The 16703-nt window shown below is 63.5% G+C and carries 12 protein-coding genes; 2 read left to right on the top strand and 10 right to left on the bottom strand.

The genetic code is table 11. The annotated features are described in order from the left end of the window. Window positions 1–29: 29 nt before the first annotated feature. The 4 genes from ACL9RJ_RS32620 to ACL9RJ_RS32605 form a co-directional block, all read right to left on the bottom strand. Entirely contained in the window at window positions 30–2021 is a 1992-nt protein-coding gene (locus ACL9RJ_RS32620; RefSeq protein ID WP_422766002.1) for an autotransporter outer membrane beta-barrel domain-containing protein, read from the bottom strand. Window positions 2022–2500: 479 nt separating this feature from the next. After that, window positions 2501–3172: a GNAT family N-acetyltransferase gene (locus ACL9RJ_RS32615; RefSeq protein ID WP_177118218.1), complete on the bottom strand. Its 672-nt coding sequence runs from the start codon at window positions 3170–3172 to the stop codon at window positions 2501–2503. Window positions 3173–3190: 18 nt separating this feature from the next. Beyond that, a complete protein-coding gene (locus ACL9RJ_RS32610; protein WP_177118217.1) occupies window positions 3191–3637 on the bottom strand; it encodes a GNAT family N-acetyltransferase in 447 nt (148 codons plus the stop codon). 9 nt (window positions 3638–3646) lie between these two features. Further along, window positions 3647–4270 carry an FMN-binding negative transcriptional regulator gene (locus ACL9RJ_RS32605; RefSeq protein ID WP_177118216.1) on the bottom strand — a complete coding sequence of 208 codons (624 nt, stop codon included), beginning with the start codon at window positions 4268–4270 and terminating at the stop codon, window positions 3647–3649. A gap of 116 nt (window positions 4271–4386) precedes the next feature. Here ACL9RJ_RS32605 and ACL9RJ_RS32600 point away from each other — a divergent pair, with 116 nt between their 5' ends. Both ACL9RJ_RS32600 and ACL9RJ_RS32595 read left to right on the top strand, forming a co-directional pair. Next, window positions 4387–5937: a PLP-dependent aminotransferase family protein gene (locus tag ACL9RJ_RS32600; protein ID WP_177118215.1), complete on the top strand. Its 1551-nt coding sequence runs from the start codon at window positions 4387–4389 to the stop codon at window positions 5935–5937. Between the two features lie 86 nt (window positions 5938–6023). Continuing rightward, entirely contained in the window at window positions 6024–9377 is a 3354-nt protein-coding gene (locus tag ACL9RJ_RS32595) for a dermonecrotic toxin domain-containing protein (protein ID WP_422766000.1), read from the top strand. Between the two features lie 148 nt (window positions 9378–9525). Here the strand turns inward: ACL9RJ_RS32595 and ACL9RJ_RS32590 are convergent, their stop codons facing one another. The 6 genes from ACL9RJ_RS32590 to ACL9RJ_RS32565 form a co-directional block, all read right to left on the bottom strand. Further along, window positions 9526–10626, bottom strand: a complete 1101-nt coding sequence (locus ACL9RJ_RS32590) for a polyamine ABC transporter substrate-binding protein (protein ID WP_017124163.1) — start codon at window positions 10624–10626, stop codon at window positions 9526–9528. 12 nt (window positions 10627–10638) lie between these two features. Next, window positions 10639–11670 (bottom strand): histone deacetylase family protein, encoded by a 1032-nt coding sequence (locus ACL9RJ_RS32585; RefSeq protein ID WP_212810298.1) that lies wholly within the window; start codon window positions 11668–11670, stop codon window positions 10639–10641. A 159-nt stretch (window positions 11671–11829) separates the two neighbouring features. Continuing rightward, window positions 11830–12822, bottom strand: a complete 993-nt coding sequence (locus ACL9RJ_RS32580; protein WP_017124165.1) for an AraC family transcriptional regulator — start codon at window positions 12820–12822, stop codon at window positions 11830–11832. A gap of 90 nt (window positions 12823–12912) precedes the next feature. After that, window positions 12913–13365: an SgcJ/EcaC family oxidoreductase gene (locus ACL9RJ_RS32575; RefSeq protein WP_017124166.1), complete on the bottom strand. Its 453-nt coding sequence runs from the start codon at window positions 13363–13365 to the stop codon at window positions 12913–12915. A gap of 519 nt (window positions 13366–13884) precedes the next feature. Then, on the bottom strand, window positions 13885–14889 hold the full coding sequence (locus ACL9RJ_RS32570) for an asparaginase (RefSeq protein ID WP_177118212.1): 1005 nt from the start codon (window positions 14887–14889) through the stop codon (window positions 13885–13887). Between the two features lie 135 nt (window positions 14890–15024). Beyond that, window positions 15025–16473 carry an alanine/glycine:cation symporter family protein gene (locus ACL9RJ_RS32565; RefSeq protein ID WP_017124168.1) on the bottom strand — a complete coding sequence of 483 codons (1449 nt, stop codon included), beginning with the start codon at window positions 16471–16473 and terminating at the stop codon, window positions 15025–15027. Between the last annotated feature and the right edge of the window lie 230 nt (window positions 16474–16703).

Genomic DNA, 16703 nt, shown 5'->3' with positions numbered 1-16703 from the left:
TTTTCAACCGAGCGGGCGGCGGGTTCTGCTTAAAAAGCCATCTTCCACTGGCCCATGACCCCGTTGCTGCGGCTGCTGCTGCCCATTTCGCCGTTGTAGGCCACGCCGATGGAATGCCTGGCCGACAGGTTGAGGTCAAGGCCGGCTTCGACCACCAGGCTGTCGCGGTCCTGGCCGATGGCCTTGGTGTTGAAGGTTCTGCCGGTCACCTGGTTGAGCTGGGTACTGGTGTCGTCGAGCGCCCCGTACAGATGTTTCCAGCCCGCGCTCAGGCGTGGGGCCAGGCTCATGCCGCTGTCCATGTTCCTGATGCTGGCGGTGCGCAGGCCGAAGGTGGTGCTGAAGTTGTCCAGGGTCTGGGCACTGGCCTTCAGTGCGGCTTCGCCGCCTTTTTCCGTATAGCCCTTGCGCGAGTAACGCTCGTAGCCGAGGTTGGCGAAAGGTTCGGCGATCAGGCTGCCGCTGCCCAGGTTGTAGCCGAGTTCGGCGAAGGCCTGCTGGCTGGTGGCGTCGTAGTTGCCGGCGAGACGGTCCTTGTAGCTGCCGAACTCCACGTTGCGCTTGGTCTTGCCGGAGTGGTCGCTATGGATCGCGCCGAGGCGCAAGGCCACCGGCCCGCTCTGGTGCAGGGCGTAGGTGCCGACATGCCAGCTGTCGAGATCGCCTTCGAAGCGGCTGGCTTTATGCTCCGATTGCGACTTGCCACCCAGCAGGCCCACCCGCCATTCATTGTCCAGGGCCCAGTCGACGCCCATCACCAGGCCCTTGGTGTTCTGTTCGAAAGCCTTCGTTTCCGTGGGCTGGTCGAAGGTGCTGGCGTTGTTCAGGGCCTGTACCCACAGGCGGGTGTCATTGGGCTTGATCTGCGAATGACCCGACAGCGAGACCTGGCCGGGCGCGCCGTTTGCTCCAGCGAGCAGGCGCTCCGAGGGGGCGTTGCCGAGCTGGCGCATGGCCGAGAGGGCACTGTTGCCCACTTGGCTGGCGCCCTTGAGGGTCGCCCGGCCAAGGTTGGCGTTGGCCGCGCCGGACAGCTGTGTCCAGGCATCTCTTTTGGCCTGGGCGTTCAGGCCGGCCAGGGCATTTTGCAGGGGGGATTCGACCGGTTTGGGGATGGGCTTGCCGACATTGCCGCCTTGTCCTCCTTTTTTTGGATCATCCTGCTGAGGCTTGTTTATGGTTTCGGCGGCAGTGAGCCGTTTTTCCAGTTGGGCATTACTCTTCCTGATTTCTTCGCGGAAGGCTTTATCCTCGGCATCCATTCTTTCGATAGTGTTTGTGTTATCGGTGATCCTTTTGTCATGGCCCGCGATATTGCTGGTGTTGGTTTGATGGGCGCTGGTGTTATCGGTGATCCTTTTGTCATGGTCCGCGATGCTACTGGCGTTGGTTTGATGGGCGGTGGTGTTGTCGGTGATCCTGTTGTCATGGCCTGCGATGTTGCTGGCGTTGGTTTGATGGGCGCTGGTGTTATCGGTGATCCTGTTGTCATGGTCCGCGATGCTACTGGCGTTGGTTTGATGGGCGGTGGTGTTGTCGGTGATCCTGTTGTCATGGCCCGCGATGTTGCTGGCGTTGGTTTGATGGGCGGTGGTGTTGTCGGTGATCCTGTTGTCATGGCCCGCGATGCTACTGGCGTTGGTTTGATGGGCGGTGGTGTTGTCGGTGATCCTTTTGTCATGGTCCGCGATGTTGCTGGCGTTGGTTTGATGGGCGGTGGTGTTGTCAGTGATCCTTTTGTCATGGCCTGCGATGCTGTGGGCGCTGGCTTGGATAGCAGCCGTATTGGCCGCGATATTGCTCAGATTGGTTTCGACAATACCGATGTTCGTGGCGATAGGCTGGGGCGCCGGCGTCCCTTGAGAGAGCGGTGGCTGCGAAGTGGGGGCAATCGGAGCTTCCCACCACGTACCGCCCTCTGCGGTCGTTCCGAGGTACCTGGCATTCGGGTTGACAGGCCGGCTGAATATTGGCGTTGGCTGGCTGACTTGTAATGGAGGGACGGCGACATTTGGAGGCATGCATGACAGGCAGGGTGGCGGGAGCGCAGGTGTGTATACCGGAACAGCAGAACCGTCGGGCTGGATGTATGCCTCATAGGCTCCCCCTGGGCCCGCGTGAGGCTTGACCAGAAAAACGCCGGCAGAGGTGGGCGCTGTGCTGACTTTCGCGTAGGCGCCTGGTTCTAGAATTTGTCGGTGTCGTAAGTCCTGAGCCAGCACGTGTTGAGCCGTTAGTCCGTTCAGCGCCAATGTCAGTGCAGCAGCAAGGTGGGTCTTCTTGGGGGACATTCCATTTCATCCTCGGAATAAATCGAGGCGGAAATGTATCTATCCATGTAATCGATAAATGTCGGGCTTTTTACCCGTCTTTTGCGCGAGATGTCGCCGCTTGCGCGGCGATTTGGTGGCGTCTGCGGAGGCGTGTGGGCCAGCGGTGGCCGAGGTGTCAGTCACCGCGTTTTCGGGGTGGCGGGCGCTGTGCTTGGGGGCTGTGCGGGTTAACCGCGGCACTCGGCCAGGGTCTTGATCTGGCCGACCGCGCCGAGGTTCTCTTCCGACAACCAGCGCTCGAATCCGGCATTCACCGCCGGCCATTCCGAATCGATGATGCTGTACCAGGCCGTGTCGCGGTTCTTGCCCTTGACCACCATGTGCTGGCGGAACACGCCTTCGAACTGGAAGCCCAGCCGCTCGGCCGCCGCCCGGGAGCGGGCGTTGTCGTTGTTGCACTTCCACTCCAGGCGCCGGTAACCCAGGGCGAAGGCTTCTCGGGCCAGCAGGTAGACCGCCTCGGTACTTTTGGGCGAACGCTGCATCGGTGCGCCGAAGGTGACGTGGCCGATCTCGATACGGCCCTGGGCCGGGACGATCGACATCAGGCTGAGGAGGCCCTGGACCTCGCCATTGGCCTTGTCGATGACGGCGAAGAAATACGGGTCGGCGCTCGCCGCATGGCCGTCGAGCCAGTCATTGAACGCGCTGCGTTGCGGGAACGGCCCGTAGGGCAGGTAGTTCCACAACTTCGGGTCGGCGCCGGGGCCTTCCAGGGCGCGAAACAGGTCATCGCCATGGCGCGCGGGGTCGAGCTTTTCCAGGGTGATGAAGCGCCCCTCGAGGTGGCGGGTGGATGGCGCCGGCGCGCCTTGCCAGTTGGCTACGTGTGTGGACATGACGCTTTCCTCGGGGGCTTACAACGCGTGGCGAAATTGAATGAAGCCGGGGCGCTCGGCAATCCGCTCGTACAACTGGATGGCCGTGGCATTGGTTTCGTGGGTCAGCCAGTGCACTTTACTGCAATCGGCCTGGGCCGCCGTGGCATAGACGTGCTCGATAAGCAATCGGCCAAGGCCCGTCCCGCGTTGACCGGGCGCGACGAACAGATCCTGAAGATAGCAGGAATTCTGCACGCTCCAGTTCGAGCGGTGGTAGATGAAATGCACCAGGCCCACCGCCTTGCCGTCCTGCCAGGCGAGGGCGGCATGGGTGGTTTCGGCCGGGTCGAGAAAGCGCTGCCAGGTCGACTGGTAGACCGTGTCCGGCAGCTCGGTTTCGTAGAACTTCAGGTAGGCCTGCCACAAGGGACGCCAGGCGGCCTGGTCGGCGGCGCTGACCGGACGGATTTCGAGGGTGCTCATGCAGACTCCTTAACGCATCAAATGGGCGAGGGCTTGGTCCTGGCTGTCGGCGCTGGCCGCCAGCCCTTGTTGTACACCGGCGATGTCGGCGGCGCTGCGGTTCTGGCTGAGCTTGCGCTTGCCTTCCAGGCGCTGGATCGGCAGGGCAAAGCCGACGATGGCCCTGAGCATGCTGTCGATGTACGGCGCGGGGGCATCGTCGACTTTCCAGGGCTGGTCCCGACCCGCTTCATGCCGGTCGGTCAGGGCACTGACCAGGTTGCGCAGGCGCTCGGCATCGTCGAACACCTCGGCCTCGCCGTAGGCGTGCACGGCCACGTAGTTCCAGGTCGGCACGACTTTGCCGTGCTCGGCCTTGGCAGGATAGAAGGAAGGGCTGACATAGGCGTCGGCTCCCGCAAAGATCACCAGGATTTCGCCGCCCTCGGCCAGTTCCCGCCACTGCGGATTGGCCCGGGCCAGATGGCCGTAGAGCGTGCCGTTGGGACCTTGCCCGGGGGCCAGCAGCAGCGGCACGTGGCTGGCTTGCAGGCCAAGCTTGCCATGGGTGACCAGCGTCGCCAGGCGGGTGTCCTGAATATGCCGTTGCAAGGTGAGCAGATCCTGCTCGGAAAAAGCGCTCGGTGTGTACATGGAGATTTTCCTTGGCGAATGCCTGCATCCTAGGCAGGCTATTGGTTGCTTGTAAGAGCCATTAGTGATGATTTTCGTAGGTCCATTTCATCGATCCATTTCACAGGTGCAACGCCATGCCCAGTCCTTCATTGCCGCTGCCGTTCGATCCCGCCGGGATTTACCTGGACCCGGCCAAGGGACTGAGTCACCAGCTCTACCAGGCCCTGCGCCTGCGGGTGCTGGACGGACGCCTGGCCAGCGGCAGCCGCTTGCCGGCCAGTCGCGACCTGGCGGCAGCCCTGGCGATTTCCCGCAACAGCGTCGTGCGCGCCTATGACCAGCTGTACGCCGAAGGCTTTATCGAGGGCCGCATCGGCGATGGCACCTACGTTGCCCAACTGCCGGAAAAGTCTCTGCCGATCAAAAAGTTGTCCACAAAAGTATCCACAGGGTTTTCAACAGGCTTACCCACAGGGTTATCCACAAAATCGACTGAAACCGCTGGGATTACATCCAGTAAAGTTATCCACAATCGTGCCTTGCAGCGGATCGAGAACAACCCTTTGCACGCACCGCCATCGGGTCCACCGCGGGCTTTCCGGGTCGGCGTACCGGCGTTCGATCTGTTCCCTTTTGGCGTCTGGGCCAAGCTGCAGGCGGCTTTCTGGCGTAAACCGGACTTGCAGCTGCTGTGCTACGGCCAGTCGGCGGGGGAGGAGCGCCTGCGCGGCCTGATCGCGGCTTATCTGCGCGGTTCCCGAGGCTTGTCCTGCACGCCTGAACAAATTGTGATCACCAGCGGCGCACAACAGGGCATCAGCCTTTGTGCACAGTTGCTGGTGGACCCCGGCGATGGCGTCGCTGTGGAAAATCCCGGCTACCGCGCGGCGCGGCTGGCCTTCGCGGTGGCGGGGGCCACACTGCATGGCGTGGCGGTGGATCACGAGGGCCTGGACTGCGCCGCACTCGCGCAATTGCCGGACTGTCGGCTGGCCTATGTGACGCCGTCCCATCAATACCCTACCGGGGTGATCATGAGCCTGGCCCGGCGCCTGGAACTGCTGGCCTGGGCCGAGCGCAGCGGCGGCTGGATCGTCGAGGACGACTACGACGGTGAGTACCGCTACAGCGGCGCGCCGCTGGCCCCCCTGGCCGCACTCGATCGACAGGGGCGGGTGTTGTATGTCGGCACCTTCGGCAAGATTGCCTTTCCGGCGTTGCGCCTCGGCTACCTGGTGCTGCCGCCGACGCTGGTCGAGGCCTTTTCCCAGCGGCGGGCACTGGATATGCGGCACTCGGAGGTCAGTACCCAGGCGGTGATGGCCGAGTTCATGGCCGCCGGGCACTTCCAGCGGCATATCCGCCGCATGCGCCGGGCCGCCCTGAGCCGGCGCAACACCCTGCTGGCCCATTGGCCGCAGGCTATCGCGGGGTGCGGTCCATTGGCGGAGGTCGCGGCGGGCCTGCACGTGACGGTCCCGGTGGAGAGCCTGGAGCGGGAACAGGAGCTGATCGCGCTGGCGGAGAGCGTCGGGGTGGAAATCAGCCCCCTGAGCAGCTACTGGATGACCCAGCCGCTGCCGCCCGAAGACCGGCGCGCCGGCCTGGTGCTGGGGTTTGCCGCGGTGCCCGAGGCCGATATCGAGTCGGCGCTGGCACGCCTGGGTAAGGTCTGGAAGCGCTAGCCGCGTCGGGTATTAACCGGCTATCGCAGGCAAGTGGGCAGTCGATGTTTATCTGGTCCGGGAACCCGAAACCAGGATAAATGAACATGACGTCCCCACTTCCCGGCACGACCTTGAGCGACAGCGAACAGGCGGCGCTGGTCTACACCCTCAGTGACTGTTTCGCCCGCCGACCGACCCTGGAAAGCGCGACCCCCGGCCTTGTCCGCGACATGCTGGAGGCCGAGTATCCGTTGCTCGGCGAACGGCTTGCCCATGCCGCGCTTATCGAGCCGCAGCCTTGCGGGGACGAGGTGGAATACCGCGTCCTGACCCTGGCGCACCTGCTGATCGAACGCTTCCTCGGCGAAGAGCAACTGGCTCATCCGGACGGCAGCTACCTGACGCTCTATCCCGGCGCGGAGCATCCGGAGCAACTGTCCCTGAGTGTCGCGGCGGTCGACGCGCTCCTGAAGGAGTGGGCGCCGTTGCTGCTGGAGGCTTACAAACAGGACCTGGTCGACTTCTGGGGTTCGCCGTCGGCGGATGAGGTTGCACCCTGGCAGCGGCTTTCCGAGTTCTTCGCGGAGCAATTGCGCCAGGCGAGCACGGCGCTGTCGGGCGACGAACTGAGTACCGTGCAGGCGGTGCTCGACTACCCCGACCTGAAGGAGCGCCAGGCCAGGTTCGGAGCCGATTGCGCACAGGCCTATATCCCCATCATCGATAGCCGCGCGCAGGACGCCGATCCCTTGCCGGTGCAGGCGCTCGCCATGAGCCGTTGGGTTGGCAAGCGCCAGATCGTCTTGCTTTACACGCTGTTCGGCGGGATCGAAGTGTTCGATTCCACGCAAGCGCTGGAAAGCTCCCTGGAGGTGACCCTGAACGGGCAGGATTCGGAATTCAGAAATTATTCGCCCGATCATCACGTCTTCGATGCCCTGACCGTGACCCTGCTGGCACGACAGCTGGAGGCTATCGACGCCATCAGGCCGGCTGACTATCGCGACCCGCAAGCCCTTGAGCAGCATCTGCTGGAGCTGACCGGCCTGCAGGCATTGTTCGGGGCCTTCCGTTCCGGTCATGAGGCGAAACTGGGGCGCCTGCGTGACTTGCTCCCGGAGGGTTTGCGCAATGCTTCGGCGTCGGATCGCACCCTCTATGGTCATTATGTGGTGGCGCTCGCGGCGGTCTATCGGCGTCATGCCGGCAAGACGTTTCTCGATGGCATTCCCGATATCGCGACCTTCGCTGGCGAGTCGTTGCAGGCGAGTTTGCTGGCGAAATATCCGCAGGCCGCGACCGTGTCGGTCAGCGACATCAGCGTGACCTTGACGCGTATCGCCAACCGCCCGCTCGAAATGGTCGAGAGCGCTTCCGACGTCCGCTACGAGTCACAGACCCGGGATTATGTCGCCATGGCGCTGGAGAACCTCGAGGCATTTCCTCTAGGGGCAGCGGCGCGGGTTCTTTACCAGGGCCAGGCGGCGCCTCCCTGGATGACCTATGACGCGCTGCGCACGGCGGTGAGCGATGCCGATGTCGGTCGGACCTACCCTGAGCTGCTTGCGCAGAGATTGCAGCACGACCCGGTCGAGCGAGCGCGGCAAGAGAGGCTTTTCAGCGACTACCTGCATGTCCTGCTGCCGATGCTGGCGCTGGAGTTGCGGTTCAAACGGCAACTGACGGAGAGCGCCCGGCTTTATGTCGAGGCGGTGGTGACCCACGATAATGGCGTGCAGGAGGTCGGGGGCCAGCCCATTGTGGTCAGGCCCCTGGCTTTCGTCGCACAACCGCAGGCCACCCCGGACCGGGTGCGCAACATGTTTGTGATCGGCCCGCGGTCCACGGACCAGGGACCACAGGTGCTGTTTCGTCCGGGTAGCGCCAGGCTCATGCTCGAGTTTGCCTCCCTTGACGAACTGTTGGCGGCCGTTCAGGCGCCAGGGGTGTTGCGGCAGTCGGTCCTCGGCGGCCTCGACAGCAACAGGCGCGCAATCTATGACCAGGGCGGATTCAAGGAGCCGCACGTGGTCCGGGTCACGCGCCTGGATGAGGACTTGCCGGCCGTTCCCAAGCCGGCTTTGCTCGATACCAGCGAGTTGCCCGGGGCGTTCGGCGCTGCGCTGTTCGCCGCCACCGTCGAGGCACTGATCGCCCATGCCGAGGCGATTTCCGTCTCCGACGCCGAAGACCGCTGGAACCGTTTCGCGGACCTGGGATGGACGCTGTTCAACCTGCTGGTGCCTTTTGCGCCCGCGCCCCTGGCAGAGGTCGGGTTGCTCGTGCAACTGATGTCCGATCTCAAGACCTTCGTCGATCCGAACGCGTCCGAACCCTGGTCGGCGTTCGCCGATGTCTTGCTGAGCCTGGCTGTGGTGCTGGTCTATCACCGTCGGTCGTTCGCTGCGCAGGGGCGGTCCCCTGTGCCGGTCGCCGTCCCCCTCGGTAACGCGGTGGTCAAGGACCCCGCCATCAAGGTTTCCAGCCAGCTGGTGTTTGCCTGGACCCGCCCGGATCGACCTTTCACGGCCTCCGAACTGGTCAGGCTGGAGTCCTTCAAGCTGTCGCTGGACGATTCCCCCGGCAGCTTGCTGGAGTCGGGCGAATGGAAGGGTCTGTATCAGCATGACAAACTTTTCTATGCCCGTGTCGAGGGGGCGTGGTTTCGGGTGTCGCGCAGGCTCGATGGGGTGGTGATCATCAATGACCGGCATCCGGCGCGCCAGGGCCCCTGGTTGCGTCGCGACAGCTCGGGGCTCTGGCGGTTGGATCGTGGCCTGCGCCTGCTGGGAGGCGTGGGAGAGTTGAGCGTGCGTGCGGCGAAGAAGCTCAAGTCCCTGGAGAAGAAGGGTCGTGACCTGTTGGCGACTTTGCCGGCACTGCTGGCGGACGCCGAGCGCACCGCGAAAGTGGTGCATTCGCCTCTCGATATCCAGCACATCCTCGAGACCAAGGCGCAGCCTTTCGAGGAGGTCATCCAGGAGCTGCGAGGATTGACCCGCGGACTGACGCAGTCGCCCCGCACGCTGATTGCCGAGCTGGAGGAGGCGGCCAGTATCCTGGCCAACGAGGGGCTGAGCCAGCGGATCAGCTTGACCCGCAAAGCCTTGCCGACCGTCACCGCGATCAGGTTTCTGCGGGAGCAGGAACAGATCACGATCCGCAAGCTGGGGGGGCGCCGGGCTATCCCCGGAGGCAAGAAACCCGACTTTCTCGAGGAGTACGAGATCCGCGACCGGCAGGGCAGGCCGTTATGGTACGCGCACTTCCATTACGACACCGCGAGCAAACCACTGGCCGAGTACGGCAAGGCGCACCTCAAGACCCTCCAGCAACGCCATCTGGGCATCAGTTTTCAGAGTGCCCAGGAGGCCGCGGGTGTGAACGTCACGCCCATCTGGCGTGGACCGATCGACGCCGAGACCGCCGCCACGCTGTTCCTGCCGCTGAGTGGCTGAAGATTGCCCACGCTCCCCGTGTAGGAGCTGGCTTGCCAGCGATGAGGCCGGTGAGTCTCGCATTGACTGTCCGGACGCCATCGCCAGCAAGCCGGCTCCCACGCAGTGGTGTTTCAGCGCGAAACGCCGGTAGAACGCAGCTCGATACTCAGGTCCCCGACTTGATCTTGGTCCAGGCCCGCGTCCGTGCCCGTTCGGCCTTCTGGTCCAGCGGCTGCAGGGTGTAGAGCGTCTTCATCGCCGCTTCGGTCGGGTACAGGTTGGCATTGGTACGGATCGCCGGGTCAACCATTTCGGTGGCGTCCTTGTTCGGGTTGGGATAACCGACAAAGTCGCTGATCGGTGCGATCACCTGGGGTTGCAGCAGGTAGTTGATAAAGGTGTAGGCATCTTCCGGGTCCTTCGCACCCTTGGGGATCGCCAGCATGTCGAACCAGATCGGCGCGCCTTCCTTGGGCAGGCGCATGTCCACCACCACGCCGTTCTTGGCTTCCTTGGCCCGGTTGGCGGCCTGGGAGAAGCTGCCGGAGTAGCCGACGGCCACGCAGATGTCGCCGTTGGCGATATCCGCCATGTATTTGGACGAGTGGAAATAGGTGATGTACGGACGGATCTTCAGCAGCAGCGCCTCGGCTTTTTCATAATCCTTGGGATTGTTGCTGTTGGGGTTCAGGCCCAGGTGCTGCAAGGCCAGCGGCAGGATTTCCGAAGGCGAGTCGAGCAGGGCGACGCCACACTGCTTGAGCTTGCTGATGTTCTCTTCCTTGAAGATCAGGTCCCAGCTGTCCACCGGCGCGTTGTCGCCCAGCGCCGCCTTGACCTTGGCCGGGTTGAAGCCGATCAGGATGGTGCCGTACATGTAGGGCACGGCGAACTTGTTGCCCGGGTCGTTGGCTTCGATCAGCTTCATCAGCTTGGGATCGAGGTGGTTCCAGTTCGGCAACTTGCTGCGATCCAGCGGCTGGAACACTCCGGCTTCGATCTGCTTGGCGAGAAACACGTTGGACGGCACCACCACGTCATAGCCGGAGTTGCCGGTGAGCAGCTTGGCCTCCAGCGCCTCGTTGGTGTCGAAGATGTCGTAGACCAGCTTGACCTGGCTGTTCTGGGCCTTGAAGTCTTCCAGGGCCTTGGGCGTGATGTAGTCAAACCAGTTGTAGACCCGCAGGGTGCGGTCCTCGGCCTGGACTGCGCCGCTGAGCACGGCGGCGCACAGGGCCGGGGCGATAAAACGCTTGAGTCTGTTCATTCTTCTAGTTCCTCATTGGGCGTTCTGGAAACCTTCGAGTACGTTCACGGCATTGATGCCGATTTCTTCCACCGCATAGCCGCCTTCCATCACGAACAGCGTCGGCTTGCCCAGGCGGGCGATGCGTTCGCCCATGCGCAGGTAGTCGGGGCTGTCGAGCTTGAACTGCGAAATCGGATCGTCCTTGAAGGTGTCCACGCCGAGGGAGACCACCAGGATATCGGCGGCGTAGCGCTCGATTTCCCCGCAGGCCTGTTCCAGGGCCGCGCTCCAGCGCTCCCAGCCGCTGCCGGCGGCCAGCGGGTAGTTGAAGTTGAAGCCTTCGCCGGCGCCTTCGCCCAGCTCGTCGGCATAGCCGAGGAAGAACGGGAACTCCGCTTCCGGGTGGCCGTGGATCGAAGTGAAGAGCACGTCGCTGCGCTCGTAGAAAATCGATTGGGTGCCGTTGCCGTGGTGGTAGTCGACATCGAGGATCGCGACTCTCCCGTGGCCCTGGTCGAGAAAGGCCTGGGCGGCGATGGCCGCGTTGTTCAGGTAGCAGTAGCCGCCCATCAGGTCGCTGGCGGCATGGTGTCCGGGTGGACGGCAGAGGGCGAAGGCACTGCGGGCACCGCGCTGGATTTCCGCCTGGGCGGTCAGGGCCACCTGGGCCGCGCTGTAGGCCGCCTGCCAGGTGCCGGCGGTGATCGGGGCGCCGCCGTCGAAGCTGTAGTAGCCGAGTTCGCCGTGCAGGTTTCTCGGGATCACCTTGCGCAGGGTCCGTGCCGGCCAGGTGAAGGGCAGCAGGTCGCCGTCATGACCGAGTTCGGCCCAGCGCTCCCAGGCGCCCTTGAAGAACGTCAGGTAGGCGTCGTCGTGGACGCGGCGGATCGGTTCCAGGCCGAAATCCTCGGGCTCACGGACCGGGCCCAGGGCCTGGTGCCGCACGCGGGCCAGCACGTGGTCGGCCCGCGAAGGCATCTCGAAGCAGGGCATCAGTTGCCCGTCGATCAGCTCGCAGCGGCCATGGTGCAGGTGGTGATCGTCTGAGTAGACCGTCAGCATTTATTGTTCTCCGATAGCGTGGACGTGGGCTCATTCTTGATGCCCGACGCGGTTCGGAGAACGGCAGGAGCGGCCAAAAGGGGATCGATATGGCCAAAAGGTATGTCCGAATTTCGCCCCTCAATGAGGCAGCGCCGCTCCTTTGCGGGGCGGTGCCGGTCAGGGGCGGAACTGGCTGGGGCTGACGCCGCTCCAGCGGACGAAGGCGTGACGGAAGCTGGCGGTTTCGCTGAAGCCCAGCTCGTCGGCGATCCGATGGATCGGAAGCTGGTCGTCCGCCAGCAGCTGCTTGGCCCGCTCGAAGCGTAGCTCGTCGAGCAGTTCCTGGTAGCTGCAGCCCAGGTCATGCAGGTGACGGCGCAGGGTCCGTGCCGAACAATTCATCTGTTCGGCCAGGCCTTCCAGGCCCGGGGCGGTGTGCAACTGGGCGGCGAGCAACTGGCGGATACGTCCCAGCCAGGCCTGGCGGCCGGTGAACTCCAGGTTCTGCTTGCGGCAGCGTTCGGCCATGGCCTGGTGGGTGATGGCATCGGCCAGGGGCAGCGACTGGTCGAGCCAGCGCCTGTCGAAGGCGAAGGCGTTGCGGGTGGCCGAGAACTGCAGCGGGCAGTCGAAGCTGTCGGCGTAGTTGGCGCGGTAGTCCGGCGCCTCATGTTCGAAGCGCGCGGCCAGCAGCGGCAGCGGGCGTCCGAGCAGGTCGTCGCAGATGACTTTCAGCGACACCAGGCAGAACTCGACATTGAAGACGGCCAGCACCGGATTCTCCCGGTAATCGCTGGCGGTGAACCAGATCCGCTCGCCGTCTTCGTCCAGGCTCAGTTCGAAGAGTGTTCCCAATAGCGCCGGATAGCGCAGGGCCAGGCGCAAAGCGTCACCGAAGGTGGCACTGGTGAGCAGGGCGTAGCCGAGCATGCCGTAGGATGAAACGTGCATCCGCCGGCCCAGTTCCAGGCCGATTTCCCGGCGCAGGGCCACGGCATTGGCGCATACCTGCATCTCCTGGTTGGTGGTGATGCGGGTATCGGCGCGGCTCAGGTCGGCGGCGCTGATGCCGCTGCCGGCCAGGAGCACATCGCTGGACAGGCCTTCGTCACGAAAGGCATTGAGCACCAGGGACACGGCGTTGAGGGTGGTGAGGTGGGAGTGGAGCATGCTCGATTCCGGCCTTGGGAGGTGTGGGAATCGAGCAAGTTTAGTGCCGGTCGGCAGATTCACCGCATGGCATGGGCGCAGAGGAGCCGGTTATTTCTCCGGCATGGCCGAGGAGTGGTGGGTGGAGATTTTCCAGTCCTGGCCATTCCAGGCGTAGGTGAAGGTGTAGCGGGCGGACACGGTCGACTGGTCCTTGAAGGCGAAGGTATAGGTGCCGGTGTCGATGGCCTCGTTGCAGCCGATGCGGATGGTCCGGCTGTCGATCTTGCCCACCGGCTTGTTGGCCAGGAAATGCTCGAAGTAGTCGATCCGCTCGGCGTCGGTCAAGCGGACCTTGTTCGAGACCGTGGGCAACAGCACCGCGTCCGGCAGATACCTGTCGGCAACTTTCCGGGCATCGCCCGTCTGTAACGCATTGTTCCAATCGTCGAACAGACTTTCAATTCCTGAAGTTTCCACCGGACTGCAGGCCTGCGGTTTGGCCGCAAAGGCCGATACGGAAAAAAGACTGCACAGTGCGGTTATTGCGATATGTTTTCTCATGGTTTCTCTCTGGTTTTCCCATGGCTGTCCTGACAGCGTCTGAATAAGAAAGAGCCAAGGCTTCCATGACCGCACACTCGATCCGTTCGAAACGGGAGGCCCGCATTATCCAGGTGATGCCCGGGGGCCGGGCCGCTGCGCTTTGGTGCGCTGGCGACGGATGAACAAGACACATACAGAAGTCGACACTTATGGACAGGCGTGACACTGCGTCGGCGAGTTATCCGAAGTTTCCGCGTTAAAGTAACAAGCCGTTCAATACGGGTATTGATGGAGCTTCTGCTTTTTTAGTTGCAAGCTGCGTATTTAAAATACGAAGTTCAAACAAGGTTGTTTGTGATTTGCAACTTTGACCAGCCTACCCGAGGCGATTGGGCAGGAGTAGCGTAGGAATGGTGTATGAGAATAATCCTACGTATATATCGGACTGATCAGATTGGCTGGGTAGGAAGGAAGAATTGACCTCCAGTGCGCGGGGCTCACTGGAGGTCGGGTGTCGCAGGGATCGGCAGGCGATTGTCAGCGCAGTTCGCCGCACAGATCGAGTTCGACCAGACGTCGCACTTCGGCCGACTCCAGGCCGGCCCCGAGCAGGGCATGCAGTTTGCCGAACGCCGCTTCCCGGGTCATGCCGCCGCCGGACAGCACGCCGACGCCGCGCAGACGGCTGCCGGCCTCATAGACGTCCAGCTCGACACCGCCTTCATGGCACTGGGTGATCGCCACCACCACTATGCCCCGCTTCTGCGCCCTCTGGAGACTGGCGAGGAACGCCGGGTTGTCGCTCGGTCCGGTGCCGCTGCCGAAACACTCCAGCACCAGGGCCTGGATACCGCTGTCGATCATCGCGTCCAGCTGCGCGGCGCCGATGCCCGGCACCAGTGGCAGGACGCCGACCGTCGTCAGCTGGCGGGCCTGGTGGTAGTCCAGTTGCGCCGGCAAGTCAGTGGCCCTGGCCGCACCACCGGTACGAGCGAGGGCCGCGAACGGATGACGGCCAAAGCTGCGAATCTTCGCGCAGCGGGTCGGCGAGAGCATTTCGCCATGGAAATGCAGATGCACCCCCGGCGCCAGGCCCTGGCCGAGGGCGACCAGCGCACCGCTGACGTTTTCCCAGGCATCGCTGTCCGGCACGCCCGCCGGCAGCATGGAGCCGGTAAACACCACCGGTGCCCGTAGCCCCAGCAACTGGAAGCTCATGGCCGCCGCGCTGTAGGCCAGGGTATCGGTGCCGTGCAGGACCAGCACGCTGTCGCACTGTTGCTGCTCGACCGCATCGACCACCGCGTCCCGCAGGCGCAGCCAGTACTCGGGGGTCATGTTGGCGCTGTCGATCAGCGGCGCCATCTCACGAAAGCGCCATTGCGCAACGACCAGTGCCGGCTGGCTGAGCAGGTACTCGCGCATCCGCGCTTCGAAACCGGAAGCCGGGGCCAGGCCGCCGGCACTGGCCTGCATGCCGATGGTGCCGCCGGTGTAGAGCACCATGACGTGCCGCGCGGCGGGATAAGTGACGGGGTTCATTGATGGTTCTCCTGGACGAATACACCTTGCGCCGCAGCATGCCTGCGGACGCAAGGTGTGTCACGTCGGGCGGCTGGGACGCCACCCGGTGGATCTTTCGCATCGGACGGCAGGGCGCCGCCCGAGGGGCTGCGATCAGCGTTGCGTGGCGGGCACGCCCTGGGCTGCTTCCTGCTCGCGGGACACTGGCTGGTCCGGATTGGCCGGCCAGGCTTTCAGGTCCAGATCCAGGTCGGCGAACTTGCTGGAATCGAACACCGGCTGGCCAACGCCGGCGCGGCGCTGTCCGTCGTAGTCGCGCATCACGCGCAGGCCGACCTTGAACAGCATGGCCAGGGCGATCAGGTTGACGAAGGCCAGGCAGGTCATGGTGATGTCGGCGAAAGCGAACACGGTTCCCAGGTTCTGCACCGAACCCCAGACCACCAGGGCCAGGATCAGGGCGCGGTAGACCATCAGCACGACACGGTTGCGGGTCAGGAACTGCAGGCTGTTCTCGCCCAGGTAGTAGTTGTAGAGGATGCAGGTGAACACGAACAGCGACAGGGCGACGCTGACGAACACGCGGCCCCAGTCACCGACCACCGCGGCCAGGGAGTTCTGGGTCAGGACGATGCCGTCACCTTCGAAGCCCGGCGTGTAGAAGCCCGACAGCAGGATCAGCAGGGCGGTGCAGGTGCAGATCACGAAGGTGTCGAGAAACACGCTGAACGCCTGGACCACGCCCTGGGCGCCCGGGTGTTTCACGGCGGCCACGGCGGCGACGTTCGGGGCGCTGCCCAGGCCTGCTTCGTTGGCGAACACGCCACGCTTCACACCCATGACGATGGCGCTGCCGAGCAGGCCGCCGAACGCAGGGTCAAGGCCGAAGGCGCTCTTGAAGATGGTTTCCAGCATGGCCGGAACGTGCTCGATCTGGCTGCCGATCACGTACAGGGTGACGCCGATGTAGGCCAGGGTCTTGATCGGAACCAGCAGGTCGGAGACCGCGGCGATGCGCTTGATGCCGCCGAGGAAGACGATTGCCAGCAGCACGGCCAGGGCGATACCGGTGTGGGCCGGGTCGAAGCCGAAGGCGTTCTGCAGGGAGTGGGTGACGGTGTACGACTGCAGGCCGTTGAAGGCGAAGCCGTAGGTGACCAGCAGCAGGATGGAGAATATCACCGCCATGCCCTTGAGCTTCAGGCCATGCTGGATGTAGTAGGCCGGACCACCACGGTACAGGCCGTCGCCATCGGCGCGCTTGTAGACCTGGGCCAGCGTACATTCGAAGAAGCTGCTGGACATGCCCACCAGTGCGGTGACCCACATCCAGAACACGGCGCCCGGGCCGCCGAGGGTCACGGCGATGCCGACACCGGCGATGTTACCGGCGCCGACGCGGCCGGCCAGGCTCAGCATCAGGGCCTGGAAGGAGCTGAGTTGGCCCGCCTGGCCGCGCAGGGATTCCTTGAAAACCGTGAACATATGGGCGAAATGGCGAAACTGGACGAACCGTGAGCGGATCGTGAAGTAGCTACCGAGCCCGACAATGAGCACGATCAGTACTTTCCCTGAGAGGAAGTCGTTAATGACTTCGAGCATGGATGGTTCCTCGCTGTTTTTGATGCAAAGGCGGCTCGTTTGAAATATCGCGTTACACCCGGTGTTGCAGGGCAGTGTGGGCTGGCGATAAATCGTCCCGAGCTTTCGCGGGTTGTTTTTAGTGTTGTTTCGCGTGTTTCGGTTCCACTGTGCCGCGGATCGCTTACGCGAAGAGGGGCGGCACTATACCGATCAGGACCGCCAACGTCTGCACGGCCTGTCATTTTTCA

This window comes from Pseudomonas sp. Mn2068, assembly GCF_049319725.1.
In the GTDB taxonomy this organism is placed as follows: Bacteria; Pseudomonadota; Gammaproteobacteria; order Pseudomonadales; family Pseudomonadaceae; genus Aquipseudomonas; species Aquipseudomonas gingeri.
This window is presented reverse-complemented; position numbering and strand designations above follow the sequence as displayed.